17 protein-coding genes are annotated in these 19,586 nt (G+C 72.5%); 8 read left to right on the top strand and 9 right to left on the bottom strand.

Features of this window, described 5'->3' with window-relative positions; translation table 11 throughout:
- Positions 1–115: 115 nt before the first annotated feature.
- Both ACFV6E_RS02630 and ACFV6E_RS02625 read left to right on the top strand, forming a co-directional pair.
- On the top strand, positions 116–1,594 hold the full coding sequence (locus ACFV6E_RS02630) for an AlkA N-terminal domain-containing protein (protein WP_385162046.1): 1,479 nt from the start codon (positions 116–118) through the stop codon (positions 1,592–1,594).
- Between the two features lie 77 nt (positions 1,595–1,671).
- Positions 1,672–2,154 (top strand): methylated-DNA--[protein]-cysteine S-methyltransferase, encoded by a 483-nt coding sequence (locus ACFV6E_RS02625; protein ID WP_385162044.1) that lies wholly within the window; start codon positions 1,672–1,674, stop codon positions 2,152–2,154.
- Between the two features lie 49 nt (positions 2,155–2,203).
- On the opposite strand, the gene ACFV6E_RS02620 is transcribed toward ACFV6E_RS02625, so the two are convergent.
- From ACFV6E_RS02620 to ACFV6E_RS02605, 4 genes are all read right to left on the bottom strand, one after another.
- The gene (locus ACFV6E_RS02620) at positions 2,204–6,004 is read right to left on the bottom strand and encodes a tetratricopeptide repeat protein (protein WP_385458926.1); all 3,801 of its coding nucleotides are present in this window, start codon (positions 6,002–6,004) and stop codon (positions 2,204–2,206) included.
- 234 nt (positions 6,005–6,238) lie between these two features.
- Positions 6,239–6,976, bottom strand: a complete 738-nt coding sequence (locus ACFV6E_RS02615; protein WP_385162040.1) for an NAD-dependent deacetylase — start codon at positions 6,974–6,976, stop codon at positions 6,239–6,241.
- Between the two features lie 93 nt (positions 6,977–7,069).
- A complete protein-coding gene (locus tag ACFV6E_RS02610) occupies positions 7,070–7,336 on the bottom strand; it encodes a hypothetical protein (protein ID WP_385458924.1) in 267 nt (88 codons plus the stop codon).
- Between the two features lie 240 nt (positions 7,337–7,576).
- The gene (locus ACFV6E_RS02605; RefSeq protein WP_385162034.1) at positions 7,577–8,140 is read right to left on the bottom strand and encodes an NUDIX domain-containing protein; all 564 of its coding nucleotides are present in this window, start codon (positions 8,138–8,140) and stop codon (positions 7,577–7,579) included.
- Positions 8,141–8,520: 380 nt separating this feature from the next.
- Between ACFV6E_RS02605 and ACFV6E_RS02600 the strand changes: the two genes are divergently transcribed.
- Positions 8,521–9,651 (top strand): glycerate kinase, encoded by a 1,131-nt coding sequence (locus ACFV6E_RS02600; protein ID WP_385162074.1) that lies wholly within the window; start codon positions 8,521–8,523, stop codon positions 9,649–9,651.
- 227 nt (positions 9,652–9,878) lie between these two features.
- Here ACFV6E_RS02600 and ACFV6E_RS02595 read toward each other — a convergent pair whose 3' ends face one another.
- Complete coding sequence (locus ACFV6E_RS02595) at positions 9,879–11,066, bottom strand: PucR family transcriptional regulator (RefSeq protein WP_385162032.1); 1,188 nt, start codon at positions 11,064–11,066, stop codon at positions 9,879–9,881.
- A 181-nt stretch (positions 11,067–11,247) separates the two neighbouring features.
- On the opposite strand from ACFV6E_RS02595, the gene ACFV6E_RS02590 reads away from it, so the two are divergent.
- From ACFV6E_RS02590 to ACFV6E_RS02570, 5 genes are read left to right on the top strand one after another with little or no spacing between them, the layout of a single operon-like run.
- Positions 11,248–12,051 carry an ABC transporter ATP-binding protein gene (locus ACFV6E_RS02590; RefSeq protein ID WP_385162030.1) on the top strand — a complete coding sequence of 268 codons (804 nt, stop codon included), beginning with the start codon at positions 11,248–11,250 and terminating at the stop codon, positions 12,049–12,051.
- A gap of 8 nt (positions 12,052–12,059) precedes the next feature.
- On the top strand, positions 12,060–12,866 hold the full coding sequence (locus ACFV6E_RS02585) for an ABC transporter ATP-binding protein (RefSeq protein WP_385162028.1): 807 nt from the start codon (positions 12,060–12,062) through the stop codon (positions 12,864–12,866).
- Positions 12,863–13,753, top strand: coding sequence for a branched-chain amino acid ABC transporter permease (locus ACFV6E_RS02580; RefSeq protein ID WP_385162026.1), 891 nt, complete (start codon positions 12,863–12,865; stop codon positions 13,751–13,753). Before ACFV6E_RS02585 ends, ACFV6E_RS02580 begins: the two co-directional genes overlap by 4 nt.
- Before the next feature lie 40 nt (positions 13,754–13,793).
- Complete coding sequence (locus ACFV6E_RS02575; RefSeq protein ID WP_385458947.1) at positions 13,794–14,870, top strand: branched-chain amino acid ABC transporter permease; 1,077 nt, start codon at positions 13,794–13,796, stop codon at positions 14,868–14,870.
- Complete coding sequence (locus tag ACFV6E_RS02570) at positions 14,867–16,126, top strand: ABC transporter substrate-binding protein (RefSeq protein WP_385458922.1); 1,260 nt, start codon at positions 14,867–14,869, stop codon at positions 16,124–16,126. Before ACFV6E_RS02575 ends, ACFV6E_RS02570 begins: the two co-directional genes overlap by 4 nt.
- Positions 16,127–16,192: 66 nt before the next feature.
- Here the strand turns inward: ACFV6E_RS02570 and pssA are convergent, their stop codons facing one another.
- From pssA to ACFV6E_RS02550, 4 genes are all read right to left on the bottom strand, one after another.
- Complete coding sequence (gene pssA, locus ACFV6E_RS02565; RefSeq protein ID WP_385162070.1) at positions 16,193–17,011, bottom strand: CDP-diacylglycerol--serine O-phosphatidyltransferase; 819 nt, start codon at positions 17,009–17,011, stop codon at positions 16,193–16,195.
- Positions 17,012–17,033: 22 nt separating this feature from the next.
- A complete protein-coding gene (locus ACFV6E_RS02560) occupies positions 17,034–17,690 on the bottom strand; it encodes a phosphatidylserine decarboxylase (RefSeq protein ID WP_385162022.1) in 657 nt (218 codons plus the stop codon).
- A gap of 170 nt (positions 17,691–17,860) precedes the next feature.
- On the bottom strand, positions 17,861–19,066 hold the full coding sequence (locus ACFV6E_RS02555) for an acyl-CoA dehydrogenase family protein (RefSeq protein ID WP_385162020.1): 1,206 nt from the start codon (positions 19,064–19,066) through the stop codon (positions 17,861–17,863).
- A gap of 2 nt (positions 19,067–19,068) precedes the next feature.
- Positions 19,069–19,581, bottom strand: a complete 513-nt coding sequence (locus ACFV6E_RS02550) for a MaoC family dehydratase (protein WP_385162018.1) — start codon at positions 19,579–19,581, stop codon at positions 19,069–19,071.
- Positions 19,582–19,586: the final 5 nt, after the last annotated feature.

Here is a 19,586-nt window from a genome sequence, read left to right as displayed (position 1 = left end):
CGTCCCGGCTGCCCGGTCCCCGCTTCCGCCCCCGGCGCCCGGGGCGCCCGCCCCACCCGAGGTACATGTCGGATTCTCGCGAGCCCCGGCCCCGTCGCTGTCCGATCCTTGAGGCATGGGGAACGGGATGTACATCGACACCGAGCGCTGCGTGCGCGCCGTCCAGTCCAAGGACGCGCGCTTCGACGGCTGGTTCTTCACCGCCGTCCTGACCACCCGTATCTACTGCCGGCCGAGCTGCCCGGTCGTGCCGCCGAAGCCCGAGAACATGGTCTTCCACCCGAGCGCGGCCGCCTGCCAGCAGGCCGGGTTCCGGGCCTGCAAGCGCTGCCGCCCGGACACCAGCCCCGGTTCGCCCGAGTGGAACCAGCGCGCCGACCTCGTGGCCCGCGCCATGCGCCTGATCGGCGACGGCGTCGTGGACCGCGAGGGCGTCCCCGGCCTCGCCGCCCGGCTCGGCTACAGCACCCGCCAGATCGAGCGGCAACTGCTGGCGGAGCTCGGCGCGGGCCCCCTCGCCCTCGCCCGCGCCCAGCGCGCGCAGACCGCCCGGCTGCTCATCGAGACGACCACCCTGCCCATGGCGGACATCGCCTTCGCCGCCGGCTTCTCCTCGATCCGCACCTTCAACGACACGGTGCGCGAGGTCTACGCCCTGTCCCCGAGCGAACTGCGCACCCGCGTCCCGCGCAGGGCGGCCCCCGCCCCCGGCGCGCTCGCCCTCCGCCTCCCCTTCCGCGCCCCGCTCAACCCGGACAACCTCTTCGGCCACCTCGCCGCGACCGCGGTGCCCGGCGTCGAGGAGTGGCGCGACGGGGCGTACCGGCGCACACTGCGCCTGCCGTACGGGCACGGCGTCGTCGCCCTGACCCCCGCGCCCGACCACATTGCCTGCCGTCTCACCCTCAGCGACCTGCGTGACCTCCCCGTCGCCATCGCCCGCTGCCGCCGCATGCTCGACCTCGACGCCGACCCCGTCGCGATCGACGGGCAGCTGCGCGCCGACCCGCTGCTCGCCCCGCTCGTGGACAAGGCGCCCGGCCGCCGGGTGCCGCGCACCGTCGACGAGGCCGAGTTCGCCGTACGCGCCGTGCTCGGCCAGCAGGTCTCCACGGCCGCCGCCCGCACCCACGCGGCCCGTCTGGTCACCGCGCACGGCGAACCCGTCGACGACCCCGAGGGCGGCCTCACCCATCTCTTCCCCGCACCCGAGGCGCTGGCCGCGCTCGACCCCGAGGCGCTGGCGATGCCCCGCACCCGCCGTACGACGCTGACCACCCTCGTCCGCGAACTCGCCGCCGGCACCCTGCACCTGGGCGCGGAGAGCGACTGGGCGGAGAGCCGCGCCCGGCTGCTCGCACTGCCCGGCTTCGGCCCCTGGACCGCCGACGTGATCGCGATGCGCGCGCTCGGCGACCCCGACGCGTTCCTCGCCACGGACCTCGGTGTCCGGCGCGCCGCCGCCGAGCTGGGCCTGCCCTCGACCCCCGCTGCCCTCACCGCCCGCGCCGCGGCCTGGCGCCCCTGGCGCGCCTACGCGGTCCAGTACCTGTGGGCCACCGACGACCACCCCATCAACTTCCTGCCGGTATGAGTGACTTCAGGGACCAGGGACCAGGGACCAGGGACCAGGGACCAGAGACCAGAGAGCTGAGACGCGAGGACCTGACCATGAAACAGCACACCGTGCTCGACAGTCCCTACGGGCCGCTCACCCTCGTCGCCACCGACGGCGTCGTGTCCGGCCTCTACATGACCGACCAGCGCCACCGGCCGCCGCAGGAGCGCTTCGGCCCGCGCGACGACCGCCCGTTCGGGGCGGCGGCGGACCAGCTCACGGCCTACTTCGCGGGCGACCTGAAGGAGTTCGACCTGCCGCTGCACCTGGACGGCACCCCCTTCCAGCGCACCGTCTGGGACCGGCTCCGCGCCATCCCCTACGGCGAGACCCGCTCGTACGGCGAGCTCGCCGTGGCCCTCGGCAACCCCCGCGCCTCCCGCGCGGTGGGCCTGGCCAACGGCAGGAACCCGGTCGGCATCATCGTCCCGTGCCACCGCGTCGTGGGCGCCGACGGCGGCCTGACCGGCTACGGCGGCGGCCTGGACCGCAAGCGGCGACTGCTGGACTTCGAACGGGGAACCGCGCTCTTCTGACGCCGCGCCGCCCGGTCGCGCAGGTCGCGCTGTCCGCCTCCGTAAAGCCTCACTTCACGGCGCGCTCCGACACGAGCCGGCGGCAGGCCCCGGCGCGATCCGCCAACTCGCCTGTCAGAGCGGCCAGTTCGGCCAAGTAGTGCAGCAGGTCCGTGACGGCGTCCGGGTCCGGGCCCGCCGCGAGGAACCGCTCGGTCGCCGCGGGGACGTCGTTTTCCGGTTCGAGGAGCAGCACACGCAGCAGAGCGAAGAACCGGGTGGCGTCGTCGTCGGTGCCGTCCACGGGGGAGGCGAGAAGCTCAGCCCACCGGTCCGCGCAGGCCTCGAAGCCCGACGTCACCGTGGACAGCAGGGTCAACTCGAACCGGAAGCCGAGGTCGTCGGGCTCCGCGGCGACGGCCGCCGTGAGGTCCGCACGGGCCGCCGCATACTGGCGCAGTTCCCGGCGCGCGACGCCCCGCTGCGCGAGCGCCCAGGTGTCCCCGGGGTCCAGTTCGAGCGCGGCGGTGAAGTCGGCGACGGCCGCCTCGAAGCGGCCCGCCTGCCGGTGCGCCTCACCACGGTGGATGAGCGCCCAGTCCATGGCCGGGTCGACGGCCAGCGCCGCGGTGAGGTCGCCGACCGCGGCGTCGAGACGCCCCGCCCCGCGGTGGGCCTGGCCGCGCGCGGCCAGGGTCCAGGCGTCGTCGGGGCGGTGCCCGAGCGCCGTGGTGTAGTCGGCGACCGCCGCGTCGAAGCGGCCCGCGTCGTAGTGGACGCGCCCGCGCTGCCTGTACACCCACGTGTGATCGGGGTCGCGGTCGAGCGCCGCGTCGAGATCGGCGAGCGCGTCGTCCAGCCGGCCCGCCTGCCGGTGCGTCCGCCCGCGGGCGACGAGGACCCAGGTCAGGGCGGGGTCGATGGCGAGGGCCGCGGTGAGGTCGGTGACGGCCTCGTCGTGGCGGCCCGCGTGCTGGTGGGCCTCGCCCCGGCTCGCGAGCGTCCAGGCCATGCCGGGATCGATGGCGAGGGCCGCGGTGAAGTCGGTGACGGCCTCGTCGTAGCGGCCCGCCAGCCGGTGGGTCTCGCCCCGTTCGGACAGGGCCCAGGCGTACTCCGGGTCGAGGGCGAGCGCCGCGGTGAGGTCCGTGACCGCCTCGTCGTGGCGGCCCGCCAGCCGGTGGGTCGCGCCGCGGTGGGCGAGCACCCAGTCCAGCGCGGGGTCGATGCCGAGTGCGGCGGTCAGATCGGCGACGGCCTCTTCGTAGCGGTCCGCCGCGCGGTGGGCCTGGCCACGGGCGCCCAGGATCCACGGGTCGTCGGGTTCGACGGCGAGTGCGGCGGTGAGATCGGTGACGGCCTCGTCGTAGCGGCCCGCCATCCGATGGGCCTCGCCGCGGCGGTACATGGCCCAGGCGTACGTCGGATCGGCGTCGAGTGCGGCGGTCAGGTCGGCGACGGCCGTGTCCAGCCGGCCCGCCTGCCGGTGCGCCTCTCCACGGCTCGCGAGCGCCCAGGTCAGGGCGGGGTCGATGGCGAGGGCCGTGGTGAAGTCGGTGACGGCCTCGTCGTAGCGGCCCGCCTGCCGGTGGGTCTCACCGCGCTGGGCCAGGGCCCAGGCGTAGGCCGGATCGAGGTCGACCGCCGCGGTGAGGTCGGTGACGGCCTCGTCGTAGCGGCCCGCCTGCCGGTGGGCGATCCCGCGTTCGGCCAGCACCCAGTCCAGGCCGGGGTCGATGGCGAGCGCGGTGGTGAAGTCGGTGATCGCCTCGTCCAGCCGGAGCGCCTGCCGGTGCGCCTGGCCGCGCGAGCTCAGGGTCCAGGCGTCGTCGGGTTCGAGGCCGAGGGCGCTGGTGAAGTCGTCGACCGCCTGCGCGTACCGGTCCGCGAGCCGGTGGGCCTCGCCGCGGACGGCGAGCGCCCGGGCGTCGTCGGGCTCGATGGCGAGGGCCGCCGTGAGGTCGGCGATCGCCTCGTCGTCGCGGCCGGCCTCGACGAGCGCCTCGCCGCGCCGGGCGAGCGCCCAGGCGTCGCCGGGGTCCAGGCCGACCGCGGTCGTCAGGTCGTCCACCGCCCGGTCGTGGTGGCCGAGGAAGCGGTGCATGTCGCCGCGGTAGGCCCATGCGCGGGCGTTGCCCGGGTCCAGCGCGACGGCGCGGTTCAGGTCGGCCATGGCCTCGTCGTCGCGGTCGGCGAGATACAGGTGCCGCCCGCGATAGGCGTGCGCCCAGGCCCGTACCGGACCGGCCGGACGGCCGTGGGTCAGCAGCGCGCCGAGACAGGCGACCACGGGTTCGTCACCGGCGACGGCGCTCTGCAGCCGGTCGGCCCAGGCGGCGAGCGCGGGGTCCGCGCTGTCGCGGGCGGCCAGCGCGAAGGTGTCGATGAACTGCCGTACGGTCGCCACGTCCCGCCCGGCGGCGTGCACCGCCTGCTCCAGCGCGGCCGGCAGCGCGGCGGCGGGCTGCGCGCAGAGCCGGTGGTACGTCTCGTCGAGCCGGTGCCTGCGCCACGTGGGGTCGCCCCATCTCTTCGCCTCGGCGAGCCCCTGCTCGACGGTGCGGCGCCAGCCGGCATGGGTCTCGGCGAGCCGGAGGTGCGCCGCGGTCCAGCGCTGCGGCGAGTGGGTGCGCTGCTGCCGGACCATGCTCGCGCGCACCACCGCGTGGTACTGCTTGAACCCGCCACGGCCGCTGACGAACGGCTGCTCGCACAGCCAGCTCCACAGCCCCCGGGCCTCCTGCGGCGCCGCCGCGGTGAACACGTCCTCGTTCAGCTGCGGGGCCAGCGCGCACGCCACCACGGCCTTGCGCTGCCACGGATCCGCCATCCACTGCAAGAACCGCTTGACCGTCCTGTCCACCGCGTCCACGCCCGCGTCGACGTCCTCCGCGCTGCCCGGCCGGGCGAACGCCAGCAGCTCCACGAGCAGCGGCAGCCCCATCGACAACTGCCGGACCGCCTCCACCACACCCGGCTCCGTCACCCCCCGCGCCGCCAGCAGCGCCCGGGTCTCCGCCTCCGTGAACACCTCCAGCGGTACGTCCGCCACCTGCGACCGCAGCGCCGCCCAGTCCCGTTCCGCGAGTTCGTCACGCCCGGCCAGCACCACCATCACGTTGACCGGCAGCGGTCCGAACGAGTCCTCCAGCAGATCCCGCAGCCACCCGTCCAGATAGCGGCAGGTCAGCTCCCAGGTGTCGAAGAACAGCACCACCCACCGGTGCCGGTCGCACAGCCGGCCCAGCTCGGCGACGAACGCCCGGCTCACCCCGGCCTCGTCACCCGCCCGCTGCCGGCGGCTCCGGGCCCGCGCGCCCGCCCGCAGCCGGTCGAGGCCCTGGGCCGCGGCGTCCGGGTTCGTCATCGCGGTGACCACCCCGGCGCCCGGGAGCAGCGACGCGGCGCCCAGCGCGGCCTGCGCGACCACCCGGCTGGACACCGACGGGCCGTCGTCCGCCGCCCCGGCGCCCTCCGCGTGCACGGGATCGGCGGCCGCCTCCCGCTCCCTGCGGTACTGCTCCACCGCCCGGTCGAACTCCTTGAGCGGTCCCGCCTGTTCGGCGAGCTGCCGGGCCAGCTCCCCGAGGGTCCGCTCGACGCCGTGCACGTCGTTCTCGTCCACCACGGCGGTCACGGCGTCCGCCCGCCGGGCCGCCTCCTGCCACTGCCGCAGCAGGGTGGACTTGCCCACGCCGCCCAGCCCGTGCACGTGGAAGAGGAACTCGGCGGGATCCTCCGGCCCGTCCGGGTCCTTCAGCAGGTTCTCCGCGAACAGCGAGAGCTGGGCCCGCCGGCCCACGAACGGGGCACGCGAGCGCTGCCGGATCAGCTGACCGCGCGACCGGCGCCGAGGCGCTGCTCCCGACATGCTTCCCCCACTCGGCTCGGCGACGGCTGCACCCGTGTGGCTCGCGGACCGGCCGGCACCTGAACTGCTTCGGGACCGGTCGGCACCGGTGCGATGCGCGGACCGGCCCGCACTGGTGCGGCCTCTGGCCCGGTCGGCACCGGTGCGGCGTTCGGCGCGTGTCCTGGGGCAAGTATGGCCGCCGACGGGGCGGCCGGGCGTGTGGACCGGCCGAGAGGCGGTGGTCGGGGCGGTTCAGTCGCGGCTTTCGGCGGCCAGCCGGCGCAGCAGTTCCGGCAGGGCGGTGCCGATCGGTTCGCGGACGACGTCGTCGGCGCGGTCGTCGTACGGGGTCGGTTCGGCGTTGACGATCACCAGGCGGGCGCCGTGGTCGGCGGCGAGGCCCGCCAGACCGGCCGCCGGCTGCACCTGGAGGCTGCTGCCGACCGCGATGAACACGGTGCTGGCCTTGGTGATGGCGACCGCCTCGCCGAGCACCACCGGGTCGAGACGCTCGCCGAACATCACCGTCGCCGACTTCAGGATCCCGCCGCACTCCAGACACCCGGGGTCGTCCTCGCCGGCCTCCACCCGGGCGAGCGCGTCCTCCATCGAGCCGCGCGCACGGCACTTCGTGCACACCACCGCACGGGCGCTGCCGTGCAGTTCGAGCACCTTGCGGCCGGGCATCCCGGCGAGCTGGTGCAGCCCGTCCACGTTCTGCGTGATGACGCGGACGGCCGTGCCGGACCGCTCCAGCTCGGCGACCGCCCGGTGCGCGGCGTTCGGCTCGGCCCCGAGCGTCCGGTTCTCCCGCCGCATCAGCCAGGACCGCCGCCGGATCTCCGGGTCGCCCATGTAGTACTCGTACGTCACGAGCTTCTCGGCCTCCGGATCCCGCCGCCACAGCCCGTTCGGGCCGCGGTAGTCGGGGATGCCGGAGTCCGTGGAGATGCCCGCGCCGCTGAGGACGGCGACCAGTGGCTTGCTCATGCGGTCGAGGGTAGGGCGGCGGTTCGCCCGGGACCAGCGGTTATCGCCGGGACCGGTGGACAACGCCGAGGAGAGGAGGCGCGGGGCGGTCGCTCAGGACGCCGCGCGGTGTTCTCCCCGGAGCTGCCACGGGCGGGCCAGGAGCAGCAGCATCGCCGCGGCGCCCCCGAATCCGACGACCATGATGACGGCCATGGGTGCCGGGCTGCTCTCGCCGAAGGCGCCGACCAGGGGCGAGACGAGCGCGCCGAGCAGGAACTGCCCGCCGCCGAGCACCGCGGAGGCACCGCCCGCGGCGTGCCTCCCGACGGCCTGCCCCAGGGTGTACGTCGACGTGATCGTCAGGCCGATGCCGAACATGGTGACGAACGGCAGGCCCAGGTGGTCACCAGGCCGCCGCCCACCGTGAGGTCGACGACGCGGCACCTCTCCCTCGAAGCGGGTCTCCTGTCCCGTCTGGAGCCCCGGGACCGGCAGGCCGTCGTCGACGCCCTCGACTCACTCATCCAGGCGCTGACCGGGGGCGCTGACCAGGGGGCGCTGACAGGGGGTGTCAGGGGGGCAGTGACAGGGGGCGCAAGGCGGAGATGCGTCGAAGCCTCAACCCACCCGGCGCCCGTCCTCCAGCTCTGCCGTGTGCGCGTCCGTCTCGAGGACGTCCAGCGCGGCCAGTACGCGGCGGCCCAGGGAGCCCGGCATGTGGGCGGCCAGTTCCTCGCGCGGCACCAGGCGCCAGGACAGCAGTTCCTCCTCCTGGAGGCGGATGGCCGCGAAGTCGTCCTCGCCGAGGACTCCGCCGTCGTACAGGTACGCCACCAGCGGCGGGCGGGACGTGCCCGGCACCCAGTCCACCGCGAGGAGCCGGCCGAGGGTCACGTCGAGGCCGATCTCCTCCGCCGTCTCGCGGCGCGCCCCCTGCCGCGGGCTCTCGCCGTCGTCCGACTCGACCGTGCCGCCCGGCAGCGCCCAGCCCTCCCGGTAGTTCGGCTCCACCAGCAGCACCCGCCCCTCGGCGTCACGGAAGAGCGCGGCGGCTCCGGCGATGACGCGCGGCAGGCCCGCGATGTATGTGGCGTAGTCCTGGACGGGGACAGGGGCGGGGACGGGAGCGGGGGCGGGGGTGGGGGCGGGGGTGGGGCCCGACGCGGGGCTGGAGTTGGTCATTCAGGGAGGGTAATGGGCGGTGGTTCCGCTGTGCGGGACGGGGCATGACGGCGTACCCCTTCTGCGGTTAGGGTCGCAGCGGCGCGACTGCCTTGACGTGTGCAAGGCCCGGAGAGCAAGGGGAACGCCAGGTGGCGGACGCTTCAGTTGGCGATGTGAGTGGCACGGGTGGGACGGCCGGTGCGGGTGGTGCTGACGGTGTGGGTAGTGCGGTCGGTGCGGGCAGCGCGGTCGGTGCGGTCGGTGCGGTCGGTGCGGGCAGTGTGCGCAGTGCGGGCAGTGCGGGCAGTGTGGGCAGTGCGGTCGGTGCGGGCAGTGTGGGCAGTGCGGTCGGTGTGGGCAGTGCGGGTGGCGTGGTCGGTGCGGGCGGTGCCGTGCGGGTGCTTGTTGCCGCGGACAAGTTCAAGGGGTCGCTGACGGCCGTGCAGGTCGCCGAGCGGGTGACCGCCGGGCTGCGCCGCGCGGTTCCGCACGTGCGCGTCGAGGCGCTGCCCGTCGCCGACGGCGGTGACGGCACCGTGGACGCGGCGGTCGCGGCCGGGTTCGAGCGCCGGGAGGTACCGGCCGCGGGGCCGCTCGGGCACGAGGTCACCGCGGCGTTCGCGCTGCGCGGTGACACGGCGGTCGTGGAGATGGCGGAGGCCAGCGGGCTCCAGCGGCTGCCCGCGGGCGTCTTCGCCCCGCTCACCGCGTCCACGTACGGGTCCGGCGAGCTGCTGCGCGCCGCCCTCGACGCGGGAGCCCGGACCATCGTCTTCGGGGTGGGCGGCAGCGCGACCACGGACGGCGGCGCGGGGATGCTGTCCGCGCTCGGGGCGCGGTTCCTGGACGCGGACGGTGAGCCGGTGCCTCCGGGCGGTGGCTCCCTCGGCGATGTCGTGACCGCCGATCTGTCGGGTCTCGACCGCCGGCTCGCCGGGGTCGACTTCGTGCTCGCCAGCGACGTGGACAATCCGCTCACCGGGCCCAAGGGGGCGGCTGCTGTCTACGGACCGCAGAAGGGGGCCGGCCCGGACGACGTGGAGATCCTCGACGCCTGTCTCACTCATTTCGCCGGGGTGCTGGAGAACGCCCTCGGTCCGCGGGCCGGCGAGTACGCGCAGGCGCCCGGGGCGGGTGCGGCCGGCGGTATCGGGTACGGGGCGCTGGTCCTCGGCGCGCGGTTCCGGCCCGGTATCGAGGTCATGCTCGACGTTCTCGGTTTTGGGCCCGCCCTGGAGGGGGCCACGCTCGTCATCACCGGGGAGGGGTCGCTCGACGAGCAGACCCTGCACGGGAAGGCTCCCGCCGGTGTCGCCGCCGCCGCCCGTGCGGCGGGCGTGGACGTCGTCGCGGTCTGTGGGCGGCTCGCCCTGTCCCCGGAGGCCCTGGAGCGGGCCGGGATCCGCCGGGCCTATCCGCTCACCTCCGTCGAGCCCGATGTCGCCCGGTGCATCGCCGATGCCGGGGACGTTCTGGAGCGGGTGGCGGAGGGCGTCGGGCGCGATCTTCTCCGCGGCTTTTCCGCCTGAGCGCGGGGGTGGGTCGGGGCCGCGCCGGTACATCCGCCCGCCGCTGTCGTGGTCGCCCAGGGGGTTGACCTGTGCCCGTTCCCCTACGACCACGCCATCGACGGGCATTTGATGTACCGGCACGGCCCCTCCCGAGCGTCGGCGGCCGCGGGTTGTGGGGTGTCCGGTCCTCGTCTCTTGCGTGCGCGGCTGCGGGGTGTTCGGTGGTGACGGTCGCTTCCTGGGGGTCAGCGGCTTGTTGCCGACAGGCGGTACGCGTCCAGGGCCAGGGTCATTTCGATCAGGTCTCTCGGGCGGGTCAGGGAGCGGGACGTCAGTTGTTCCAGGCGTCGTAGGCGGTTGAAGACCGTGTTGCGGTGGCAGTAGAGGCGTCCCGCGGCCCGGCCCGCCGAACCCTCGCAGGCCAGCCACACGTCCAGGGTCTCCAGGAGCACCGAGCGGTCACCCGGCTCCAGGTCGAGCAGCGCGCCCAGTACGTCCTTGACCAGCCGGTCCGCCAGTTCCGGCTGGCTCACCACCAGCGCGGTCGGCATGTGCTGATCGAGCCGTACGACCCGGGTGGCGTTCGGCGGGCAGGTGCGCAGGGCCAGTTCCGCCAGGCGTCTGGCCTGTCCCAGGTGGGCCAGTCCGGGTACGACCGGGCTGATGCCGCCCGGGCCCTGGAACCGTGCGTCGAGCAGCGCCGTGATGGTGTCCAGGTCCTGTTCGGGAGCCAGGGCCACGACGCCGATCTCGTGGTCCGCCCGCATCCGCCAGATGAGCCGCAGGCCGGCGCCGAGCGCGGGCCGGGCGTCGTGCCGTTCCGGGCGCAGCACCACCACCGCGTACGGGCCGTGCTCCGGCAGGTCGAGTCCGGCGGCGGCCCGTGCCGCGAGGGCCGGTGCCTGCTGTCCGTCGAGCAGCGCGTCGAGCAGGGCCTGGAGTTGTTCGTCGGTACGGCGTCGCAGGTCCGCCTCGGTGGCGCGGTACGCCTCGGAGGCCGTCGCCGCCTGGGCGTCCACCGCGGACCACACCATCGTCGCCGACCGCATGAGTACCGCCAGCCGTTCCGGCTCCCGGGCGGCACCCTCCATGAGCGCGTCCCAGACCAGGTAGCCCGCGGTGCGGTACGCGTGCACGAGCAGGTCCAGCGGGAGTCCCTGATGGGCGCGGCGCCTGCCTGCCTGCTCGGCGTGTTCCAGGTCGCGGCGTGGTGAGGCCCGCGGCGCGGAGATGGTCTCGATGCCGATGCGCAGCGCACGCTCCGCCTCCTGCCAGTGCTGGTCGTACGGCAGCACCTGTCCGTAGACGGGGGAGTGCTCGGCGAGCTGTCGCAAGTGTTCGTCGACGAGTTCCGGCAGTCGGTCGAGCAGAGCCGTGCAGGACTGCGCCAGGAGCTTCCAGTCGTGACCGGTTCGCGGTCGGCGGCCTGTCATGGACCGGAGGATGTCACCGGCTCGCCGTCCCGCACAGGGCCCTGACACGCGGTGTTGTGCGCGCGCACAACGGCCGGCCGTGTCCTCTGGGCACCCGCCGCGTTTCGCCCGCCTGCCGTGGACGGGCGCCTTCGCCGGTGCTGAGGTGAGCGCCGGGCGAGGACAGGGAGGTGGAGGTGCCATGAGCGGTTCCGGGCTGCTCGTACGGGACCTGTCGGTCGGATACGGGCCCGTGCGCGCGCTGCGTCGGGTGTCGCTGGAGGTGCCCGAGGGAGAAGTGGTCACGGTGCTCGGCGGCAACGGAGCGGGCAAGTCGACGCTGTTGCGTGCCGTGTGCCGGACGCTGTCCTTCCACGGGGGAGCGGTGACGGGCGGCACGGTCGCGCTGAACGGGCGGGAGCTGCATCGGTTGCCGGCGGACCGGGTGGTCGCGGCCGGGGTGTCCCAAGTGCCCGAAGGGCGGCAGGTGTTCGGGCGGATGACCGTCGCCGACAATCTGCGGGCCGGCGGGCTCGGCGCGCGCGGCGGTCATGCCGAGCGGGGGCGTGCGCTGCGCCGGGTGCACGAGCTGTTCCCGGTGCTCGCGGACCGGGCCCAGCAGCGTGCGGGGCTGTTGTCCGGCGGTGAGCAGCAGATGCTCGCGGTCGGGCGGGCGCTGATGGCCGCTCCGCGGGTGCTGCTGCTCGACGAGCCCTCCCTGGGTCTCGCGCCGCTGATGGCACAGCGGATCGCCGAGACGGTGGGGGAGATCAACCGGCAGGGGGTGTCGGTGCTGCTCGTGGAGCAGAACGCGGCCCTCGCCCTGCGGCTCGCCACGCGCGCGTACGTCCTCGAAGTCGGCGAGGTGGCCCTGTCGGGGCCCGCCGCCGAGCTCGCCGCCTCCGACGAGGTGCGCCGCCGCTACCTCGGCGTGGTCGACGAGGACGCCGCCGCCGATGTCTCGCGGGTGCGCGACGTGCCGGCGCTGTCCCGGTGGGAGGGGTGAGTACGGTCATGGAGACCCCCGTCCTCGAAGTGCGGGACGTGAGCGTCCGGTTCGCCGGGCTGACCGCTCTCGACTCGGTGAGCTTCACCGTCCGTCCCGGTACCGTGCACGCCCTCATCGGGCCCAACGGCGCCGGCAAGTCCACCTGCTTCAACGTGCTCTCCGGGGTCTACCGGCCGGCGTCCGGCAGTGTGCGGTTCGGGGACGAGGAATTGACCGGGCTGCCTCCGCATCGCATTGCCGGGCTGGGCGTGGCCCGGATTTTTCAGAATCTCGCCCTGCCGCCGCTTGCGACCGTCGAGGACAGTCTGCTGCTGGGGCGGCACCGGCTGACCCGCAGCGGCTTCCTCGCCGCCGGGCTGCGGCTGCCCTCCGCGGCGCGCGAGGAGCGGCGGCACCGCGAACGGGTCCGGGAGATCGCCGCCTTCGTCGGCATCGCGGACCAGCTCGACCGTCCGGCGGGGGCGCTGTCCTACGGGCAGCAGAAGCTCGCCGAGCTCGCCCGCGCCCTGTGCATGGAGCCCCGGCTGCTGCTCCTGGACGAACCCGTCGCGGGCATGACCGCCGACGAACGGCGCCGTACGGCCGCGGTGGTCGCGGGGGTCCGCGACAGCCTCGGCATCTCGATCGTGCTGGTGGAACACGACATGGGGGTGGTGATGCGGCTCGCGGACGCGGTGACCGTACTCGACTTCGGACGCCGGATCGCCGACGGGGCGCCCGGCGACGTACAGAACGATCCGGCGGTCGTCCGTGCCTATCTCGGTGAGGCCGCCGAGGGTGAGCGCGTCGGGGGAGAGGGGGAGCGGGCATGAGTACGTTCGCCGAGCTTTTTCTCAACGGGATCTCCATGGGGTCCGTCTACGCGCTCATCGCCCTCGGGTTCGTGGTCATCTTCCGGGCCACCGAGGTCGTCAACTTCGCCCATGCCTCGCTCCTCCTTGCCGGCGGCTACATCACCGCGTCCCTGCACGACGATCTCGGCTTCTGGCCCGCGCTGCTCGTCGGGATCGCGGGTGCCGCGCTGGTGGGCGCCGCCGTGGAGTTCCTGGTGATGCGGCGCTACCGCGGGTCCGACCAGAGCGTCCTGGCGATCGTCACCATCGGCGTCGACATCCTGCTCACGACCGAGCTGACCCGGCGGATCGGTACCGATGTGCTGGCGCTCGGTGACCCGTGGGGCGACGACGTCCTCACGGTGGGGCCCGTGACGCTGGCCCATACGCGGATCGCGGCGTTCGTCGCCGCGGCCCTGCTCATCACGGGCTTCCTGCTGGTCTTCCGCTACACCTCCTGGGGGGTGGCCATGCGGGCCGCCGCCGAGAAGCCGGAGACCGCGGCCCTGATGGGCGTACGGCTCGGGCGGGTCTCGCTCGGTGCCTGGGCGGTGGCCGGCTCGCTCGCCGCCGTCGCCGCGCTCTTCCTCACGGTGTTCCCGACGCCAGGGCTCGAACGGGCCACGTCGCTCGCCGCGCTGAAGGCGTTCCCGGCCGCCATCCTCGGCGGTCTCGACTCGACCACGGGCGCCCTGGTCGGCGGGCTCCTCGTCGGCGTCACCGAGTCCCTCGCCACCGGCTACCAGAGCGACCTCACCTTCCTCGGCCGCGGGCTCGGCGATCTCGCGCCCTACCTGGTCATGGTGGCGATCCTGCTCGTACGGCCCGCCGGTCTGTTCGGCACCAAGGAGCTGGCCCGTGTCTGATGTTCTGGCGAAGGACGGGACGGGGGCGGTGGTTCGGCGGGTGCGTCGTCGGCCCGCCGGGTTCGTCCGTGCCCGTGTGTGGGTCTGGGGCGCGGGTGCGGTGCTGCTGCTCGCTCTGCCCTTCTATCTCGATCGCTTCTGGCTTCAGGCCGGGTTGTTCGCGATGGCCGCCGCGGTGGGAGCTATCGGGCTCAATCTGCTGACCGGGGCGACCGGGCAGCTCTCCATGGGACACGCCTTCTTCCTGGCGGTCGGCGCTTACGGCTACTGCGTCTTCGCCGGTGACGGGGGAGACGGGCTCTCCGGTCTCGGGCTGCCGACCTGGCTCGCGGCCGTGCTCGCGGTGGCCGTCGCGGGCCTCGCGGGAGGCGTGTTCAGTCCCATCGCGGGGCGGCTGCGCGGTGCCTACCTCGGCATCGCCACCCTCGCGCTGATCTTCATCGGCCAGCACGTGCTGTTCAACGCACGTGACCTGACCGGCGGCTTCAACGGGCGCGACGTGCCGCCGCTCAGCCTCTTCGGGCTCACCTTCGACGACAGCGAGCTGGTGGTGGCCTCGGTGCCGTTCGGCTCCGCGGAGAAGCTCTGGTACGTGGGGCTGGCGCTGTTGCTGGGGTGCGGTCTCTTCGCGCGCGGAGTGCTGCGCGGGCGGCCGGGGCGGGCGATGAACGCCATCCGCGACCACCGGATCGCGGCCGGGGTGCTCGGCGTGCCGGTGGCCCGCTACCGCGCCGCCGTCTTCGTACTGTCCTCGATGTACGCGGGCCTGGCGGGGGTGCTGCTCGCGCTGGTCTTCCAGCGGACCGTCCCGGACTACTTCGGGATCACGCTGTCGCTCGAATACCTCGCCATGATCGTCATCGGGGGTCTGGGCTCGGTCGCCGGGGCGGTGGTGGGCGCCGTCTTCGTGTCCCTGCTGCCGCAGCTGCTGACCCGCTACAGCGACGCGCTGCCCCTGGTCTCGGCGCCCGGCACCGGCGGCATCGCCCCGGGCGAGGCGTCCCGGTACCTGTACGGCGCCGCCGTCGTGGCGGTGGTGCTCTTCCTTCCGGGCGGCCTGGTCAGGGTGGCCGCCCGGCGTCACGGCAAGGAAAATGATCAAGGGGAGGAACGATGACAAGGACCTGTGCGGCGAGAGTGGCCGCGGGGGCGCTGGCCGCCTCGCTGTTGCTGGCCGGATGCAGTTCCAAGGCCGGGGACGACGGCGGCGAGAAGGCGGCGGGCGGGGTGAAGACCGCCGACGGGATCTCCGGCAAGACGATCACGCTCGGTGTGCTGACCGACATGACCGGCGTCTACGCCACGCTCGGCAAGTCCGTCACCCAGGCCCAGCAGCTCTATGTGAAGCAGGTCAACGCCAAGGGCGGCATCTGCGGCTACAAGCTGGAGCTGAGCATCCGCGACCACGGCTACGACCCGCAGAAGGCCGTCGCCGGGTACACCGAGCTGGAGCCGAAGGTCCTCGGCTTCGCGCAGTTCATCGGCTCGCCCTTCGTGGCCGCCGTGAAGCAGCGCGTCGACGGCCAGGACAAGGGGCTCGTCCTGCCGCAGGCCTGGTCCTCCGAACTGCTCGGCAGTCCGTACATCAGGACGATCGGATCCACCTACGACATTGAGACGATCAATGCGATCGACTTCCTGATGCAGGAGAAGGGGCTGAAGAAGGGCGACAAACTCGGGCACGTGTACTTCGAGGGCGACTACGGCGAGAGCGCCCTCGCAGGGTCGAAGTACATGGCGAAGAAGAACGGGCTCACCGTCGTCGAGCAGAAGATCAAGCCGACCGACAACGACATGACCGCCCAGGTGGCCGCCCTGAAGCAGGCGGGCGTCAAGGCGATCGTGATCAGCGCGGGCCCGCGCCAGGCGGCCTCGCTCGTCGGCGTCGCGGCGGCCGGTGGGTTCGACGTACCGGTCATCGGCAACAACTCGGCCTTCGCACCGCAGCTCCTCGCCACCCAGGCGGGCCCCGCCCTGCTGAAGAACTACTACGTGGCCAACCCCTCGCTGCCCATCGGCGCCGACACCCCGGAGGCGAAGAACCTCGTCGCCGACTACCGCAAGGCCTATCCCAAGGACTCGCTCGACAACGGCGTGGTGGCGGGCTGGGCCGCGATCACCGTCTTCGGCGAGGTACTGAAGAAGGCGTGCGACACCAAGGACCTCACCCGCGAGGGCGTCGACAAGGCGCTGCTGACGATCAGCGGCTTCGACGACGGCTTCGGCGTCGCCATGGACTTCAGCGACCCGAAGGCCGCCTCGTCCAAGGAGAGCGCCATCCTCCAGCCGGACAAGGACGCCGTGGGCGGCATGAAGGTCGTCCGTGAGCCGCATGCCTCCTCCGACGCGCGGAGCTACACCCCGGGCGCGTAGCGGGCCCGTACATGGCGAAGGGCCCCGAACCGTGAGGTTCGGGGCCCTTCGCCATGTACGCGGGCGTTACGGCAGCTGTGCCGCGCGTGCCTCGCGCCGGTTGTCCCGGAAGTTGTTCACCCGTCGCGCCGTGGCGAAGAGCGGGATCACGGCGCCCATGACGAGCTGGAGCGCGCAGCCCGTCTGGAGGAGGAGCTGACCGCTGGGGGCGTCGAAGGCCCAGCCCGCGAGCAGACCCATGCTGAGCACGATCCAGGAGAGCATCGCGACCGCGAGGCGGCCCCGGGGCTTGGGGTACTCGACCCGGCTCACCATCAGCCAGGCGGTGCCGACGATCGCCATGAGCGTGGCGGGGAACGGCAGCTCGAGCAGGACGATCGAGACGACCGTCAGCGCGCCGAACGGCGAGGGCATGCCCTGGAAGGTGCCGTCCTTGACCGTGACGCAGGAGAACCGCGCCAGTCTCAGCACGACCGCCAGCAGGACCACGATGGCCCCCACGGCGGCCACCCGCTGGTGGGCGTCGTCGGCGACCATGCCGTAGACGAGGACGAAGTACGCGGGCGCCAGGCCGAAGCTGATGAGGTCGGAGAGGTTGTCCAGCTCCGCGCCCATCGGCGAGGACCGCAGCTTGCGGGCGACCAGACCGTCGAAGAGGTCGAAGACCGCCGCGCACAGCATGAGGATGACGGCCGTCGCGGCGCTGTGCCGCCCCATGCCCGTCTCCTGGCTGCCCTGGAGGTGCGGGATCAGGATGCCGGTGGTGGTGAAGTACACGGCCATGAAGCCGCACGTGGCGTTGCCGAGAGTGAGGGTGTCCGCTATCGAGAGGCGGAGTGAGAGCGGCATCTCCTCCTCGTCGTCGACCTCGTCGGCCTCGGGCACCCAGCCGGCCTGGGTCTCGGGATCAATCACGGTCAATGCGAGTCACCCCAGCCACGGTCTTCTGACCGACCTCCACGTCGACCTCGACGCCCTCGGGGAGGTAGATGTCGACGCGCGAGCCGAAGCGGATGAGACCGATCCGGTCGCCCTGCTCGACCTTGGTGCCCTGCGGAATGTAGGGAACGATGCGACGGGCGACGGCGCCGGCGATCTGGATCATCTCGATGTCACCGAGTTCGGTGTCGAAGTGCCAGACGACGCGCTCGTTGTTCTCGCTCTCCTTGTTGAACGCCGGGACGAACCCACCGGGGATGTGCTCGACCGACGTCACCGTGCCGGCCAGCGGCGCGCGGTTGACGTGAACATTCAGCGGGCTCATGAAGATCGCGACGCGGGTGCGCCCGTCCTTCCACGGCATGATGCTCTGCACCACACCGTCGGCGGGCGAGATGACCCGGCCGGAAGCGATCTCGCGCTCGGGGTCGCGGAAGAACCACAGCATTCCCGCCGCGAGCGCGGTGGCGGGTACGGCCACGGCCTTGGCCGCCGTGGAGCGGCGGGCGCGGGCCAGGCTGAGTGCTGCGGTGGCGACGGTCGGGAGAAGCCACGGCGATGCTCCGCGTGCAAGGCGTACGCCGACCAGGCTGTCGCGAGGTGCAGAGGTTTGGCTGTGGGGCATGGATGACCTTCGTAGCGGATGATGCCGCGCTGTGACGGGGGACGGCGGCTTTCCCGGGATCGTACCGGTCGCGGGCCACAACTGGGCAAGCCAGGAAGCCGAGTCGGCGGCTGAAGAGTGCCGTCGGGGTGTGATCTTCTTCTCGAAGAAAACACCCCGAATCAGGACATCTAGCCCTGGAGTCGATACTCCTCGAGCAGCCTTCGCCCGATGATCATTTTCTGGATTTCGGCGGTGCCTTCACCGATCAGCAGCATCGGCGCCTCGCGGTACAGGCGCTCGATCTCGTACTCCTTGGAGAAGCCGTAACCGCCGTGGATACGGAAGGCGTCCTCCACGACTTCCTTGCAGTATTCGGAGGCGAGGTACTTGGCCATCCCTGCTTCGAGGTCGTTTCGTTCACCCGAGTCCTTTTTGCGTGCAGCGTTCACCATCATCGCATGGGCGGCCTCGACCTTGGTGGCCATTTCGGCCAGCTTGAACTGGATGGCCTGGTGCTGGGCGATGGGCTTGCCGAACGTATGCCGCTGCTGGGCGTAGGAGACGCCCAGCTCAAAGGCACGTTGCGCGACGCCGCAGCCACGCGCGGCCACATTCACGCGCCCGACCTCGACTCCGTCCATCATTTGGTAAAACCCTCGGCCGGTGGTGCCGCCGAGGATCCGATTGGCCGGAATGCGTAGTCCGTCCATGATCAACTCGGTGGTGTCGACGCCCTTGTAGCCCATCTTGTCGATCTTCCCGGGGATGGTGAGACCGGGGCGGACCTCGCCGAAACCGGGCTCCTTCTCCACCAGGAAGGTCGTCATCGACTTGTGGGGAGCGGTTCCTTCGGGGTGTCCTTCGTCACTTCGCACCAGAACGGCCACGAGCGTCGACGAGCCGCCGTTCGTCAGCCACATCTTCTGGCCGTTCAGGACGTACCCCTCGCCGTCCTTCACCGCCTTCGAGGTGATCGCCGACACGTCCGAGCCGAGCGCGGGCTCCGACATCGAGAACGCGCCACGCACCTCGCCCAGCGCCATCCGCGGCAGGAAGTGGTCCTTCTGCTCCTGCGTGCCGTGCTGCTTGAGCATGTACGCCACGATGAAGTGCGTGTTGATGATGCCGGACACCGACATCCAGCCGCGGGCGATCTCCTCCACGCACAGCGCGTAGGTGAGCAGCGACTCACCCAGGCCCCCGTACTCCTCGGGGATCATCAGGCCGAAGAGGCCCAGCTCCTTGAGGCCGTCGACGATCTCCTGCGGATACTCGTCGCGGTGCTCCAGCTCGGTGGCGACCGGGATGATCTCCTTGTCCACGAAGCCTCGGACGGTGGAGAGGATCTCCTGCTGGATGTCGGTGAGACCGGCGGTCCGGGCGAGTCGCGCCATGGCTACTTCTCCTGTTCCTTCAGCTCGGGCCGGCCGGGCTGCTCTCCGCCGCGCTCCTTGATGTACGTCTCGGTGGGCACCATCACCTTGCGGCGGAACACGCAGACCAGCGTGCCGTCCTGCTTGTAGCCCTTCGTCTCCACATGGACGATCCCGCGGTCCGGCCTGGACTTCGAGGGCGTCTTGCCGAGCACCGTGGTCTCGCCGTAGACCGTGTCGCCGTGGAAGGTCGGCGCCACGTGCTTGAGCGACTCGATCTCCAGGTTGGCGATCGCCTTGCCGGAGACATCGGGGACCGACATGCCCAGCAGCAGGGAGTAGATGTAGTTGCCGACCACCACGTTCTTGCCGAAGTCCGTCGTGGACTCGGCGTAGTTGGCGTCCATGTGCAGCGGGTGGTGGTTCATGGTGAGGAGACAGAAGAGGTGGTCGTCGTACTCCGTGACCGTCTTTCCGGGCCAGTGCTTGTAGACCGCGCCGACCTCGAACTCCTCATACGTGCGTCCGAACTGCATGGGCC

Origin of the sequence: Streptomyces sp. NPDC059785 (assembly GCF_042732375.1) — a bacterium.
In the GTDB taxonomy this organism is placed as follows: domain Bacteria; phylum Actinomycetota; class Actinomycetes; order Streptomycetales; family Streptomycetaceae; genus Streptomyces.
The sequence above is the reverse complement of the archived record's forward strand: the minus strand, read 5'-3'. Positions and strand labels throughout refer to the sequence as shown.